Annotated in this window: 5 protein-coding genes; all 5 read left to right on the plus strand. The window is 28.8% G+C overall.

Annotated elements, in window-relative coordinates:
• Positions 1–827: DUF693 family protein (locus U880_RS0102760; protein ID WP_024654667.1), on the plus strand; the 827-nt coding region annotated here is incomplete at its 5' end.
• A 3-nt stretch (positions 828–830) separates the two neighbouring features.
• Positions 831–1,373, plus strand: a complete 543-nt coding sequence (locus U880_RS0102765) for a DUF777 family protein (RefSeq protein WP_024654669.1) — start codon at positions 831–833, stop codon at positions 1,371–1,373.
• Positions 1,374–1,453: 80 nt separating this feature from the next.
• Entirely contained in the window at positions 1,454–1,786 is a 333-nt protein-coding gene (locus U880_RS0102770) for a contractile injection system sheath initiator (protein ID WP_024654670.1), read from the plus strand.
• Entirely contained in the window at positions 1,783–2,664 is an 882-nt protein-coding gene (locus U880_RS0102775; protein ID WP_024654671.1) for a DUF276 domain-containing protein, read from the plus strand. Before U880_RS0102770 ends, U880_RS0102775 begins: the two co-directional genes overlap by 4 nt.
• Positions 2,665–2,676: 12 nt before the next feature.
• On the plus strand, positions 2,677–2,852 hold a 176-nt coding region (locus U880_RS11145; RefSeq protein WP_152520381.1), incomplete at its 3' end, for a DUF735 family protein.

The raw sequence follows: 2,852 nt of genomic DNA on the forward strand, positions 1-2,852 counted from the left end.
ATAATGGAATACATGTAGACATATCGATATCAGATTTGTATTCAAGCTATAAATATGTGGCCTCAAAACAAGCCAAATTAACTCTTTGGAACTTACCTTTAGACTTTACAGAATCAATCAAAGAAGGCGACATCGTCAAAATATTTTATAAGAAGTTTTATGACGCCAAACAATATGACTTTATTATGGCTGGATATTTAGGAGTGCCGATGAGCACTGATTATCCCAGTGGCGACTTTAGTGTTGATTTGGAACTTCATTTAGCCTCAAAGAGTAATTTCTTTAATAGAAAACTTGAAAATACTCAATTTCAAGGTATGACCGTTGAAGAAGCAATTAAATCGACTTTCCCAAATAGAAATATCATTAATATGAGCATAAAAGATCGTTCTACAATAATTACTGAAAGTTTTTATGCAGAAACACCTAAAGAATTTGTCGAAAAAATAACTAAAAAATATGTTCAAAGTATTAAAACAGATATTGGAAATAATAATGGTGTTGAATGTAATTATATATTTACAAATATTAATTTGTCTGAACCAGACTCAAAATATATGCCCCTTGAAGACTTTGGACTTGAATTTATTCCTCAACAAGAGATTAGTATTGGCACTACTAGAAAAATTAGAATGATTTATTGGCGTGCCAAAATTATGTATACACACACATTAAAAGTTGGAACTAAGGTTAGTTTCATTGACTCGCTTGGTCAAAAGATTAAAAACACAATTTTAGAAACTAGTGCCATATTAAGTAACACTGGCGAATGTTCTTTAATGCTAAAACTTCATGACGATTCTAATCATATTAAAATCGAAGGATAATAAATGAACGGAAATTATGAAATTTATAGAATGAATGCTAAAATGCAAGGCTCTGCATTAACACAAGAAGAGATAAAACAATGGATATACTCTAATGTCTTTATTTCTAAAGTGGGCATTATCAAATCTTTTAATTCGCAGACACAAGAAGCCGTGGTTATAATTCCAGAATACAAAAACTTAGAAATAAAAACAAAAAATATATCAAATATGCATTTTGATCTACAAGAAAACGATGAGGTTATTCTTCTTCAAAGCAGTATTAGTCTATTTGACAGTAAAGATAACAACTATTTTGACAAAAACTATTTCTATATATTACGACCGATTAATATGCAAAATGCAACTATCAAAGTTGATGATTTTTCTATTCACACACAAAACCTTATGGAGATCAAAAACAATAATATAAGTTTGAAACAAGTCTTAGAAGAAATAGTTCATTGTTTACACAATTTGAGAGTTTCGGGACAAGGTACGGTTGAACCTAGTTTTTACACATATGTTAACAATATACAAACTAAAATAAACATGCTGCTTAAATAGTTTTTAGCAAAAATAGTATTATACTTCCTTTTATTAGTTACAATATTAAAAGTAATTAAAAAGGATAAAGGATATAAAGATTGGATATCAGAATTGACAATGATTTTAATTTAGCATTTGATTCGAATTTACAGCTTGTTGATAGTATTGAAGAACAAAAACAACGACTATTCATATTCTTGAAGACTCCAAAAGGTAGTCTTTTCTATGATCCTCAATGGGGTTTGGATTATTCACACATTGTGAAGCTTGCAAAAATAAGCTCTTTAGCACAAATCAAAACTTACTTATTCAATGTTATACAAGATCTCAAAATTGACATTGTAAATCTTGACGTAAAGATACAATCAAACACAATAAGCATTGTCTTTCACTTTCCAAATGACACTCTAAACATGGAGGTAAAATTATGAGCATACTGTTTGATTCTGATGTTGGAGTCTTGAAAAAGAATATTGAACAAATTGTAAATGCTAAACGTCAATATTTGAGAGATAATTATAAAATATTAATTAACGACGACCCAGCATCCATTTATAACATTATTGCAACATCACTTGCATTTAAAGAATGTGAACTAATTGATGAAGTTAACAAATTATTTGAATCTATAAAACCTGATTCTGAATATTGGCAAGCGATAGAAAAACATATAAGTGTCAAAAGTACTACTTATGAGGCTATTAAGAACTCTCTACTATCTATTAATGGTATTACACACGCAAATATCAAAAGTACTGCTGGTACAGCTAGTATCTATCTTATTATAGATGATGAATTTATGAATTCGAATAAAACACAAATAGAAGATACAAATCTAAAAGCAAATATTTGGAATACACTTTATCTAACATGTCCAATTGGTACTACTTTCGAAGGAGACATCATTATCGACGGAATTAACAACAATAATCAAAGAATCGAATATAAAGTGTCACTTGGTAAGAAAAAATACGTATATCTCAAAAGCAAATATAAAGTAAATGTTAAAAATCATCTATATCTTAATGTTGACGCTAAAATTAGAGATATTTACACCAGAATTGCAAATAATAATTATGGTGATATGGGAATTAGTTTTGAATATCAAGATTTCTTTGCTCCTGTGAATGAAATTAAGGGCGTACACTGCATTGATGTCTCTGTTGCTCTAAAAGAAAACTTGAATACAAAAATTAATGAGATCAATGATAACGAATTTAAGAATAATGAAAATATTCAGGTTGAAGAAAATGAAATTCTTGATTTTGATTTTACTTCTGATAGATTGTTAATCAATATATCCTCATAAAAAGGAGTCTGCATGACAAGTATACCTACTATACCCACAGTCTTTCATGACACTGAAGTTGAAAAAATAATACATGCCGAACTTGAATTCATAGATCAAATAATCAAAGAGGTCAAAACTCTTAATGATAATTTCACAGATATCAATGCTACTACAAATCTAAATTCAAGATTCATAGCATTCTGGTT

The organism is Borrelia hispanica CRI (assembly GCF_000500065.1).
Classification (GTDB): Bacteria; Spirochaetota; Spirochaetia; order Borreliales; family Borreliaceae; genus Borrelia; species Borrelia hispanica.

Excerpts from the sequence above, each read along its gene's own strand:
- U880_RS0102765 (WP_024654669.1), top strand. The coding sequence starts at position 831 with ATGAACGGAAATTATGAAATTTATAGAATGAATGCTAAAATGCAAGGC.
- U880_RS0102775 (WP_024654671.1), top strand. The coding sequence starts at position 1,783 with ATGAGCATACTGTTTGATTCTGATGTTGGAGTCTTGAAAAAGAATATT.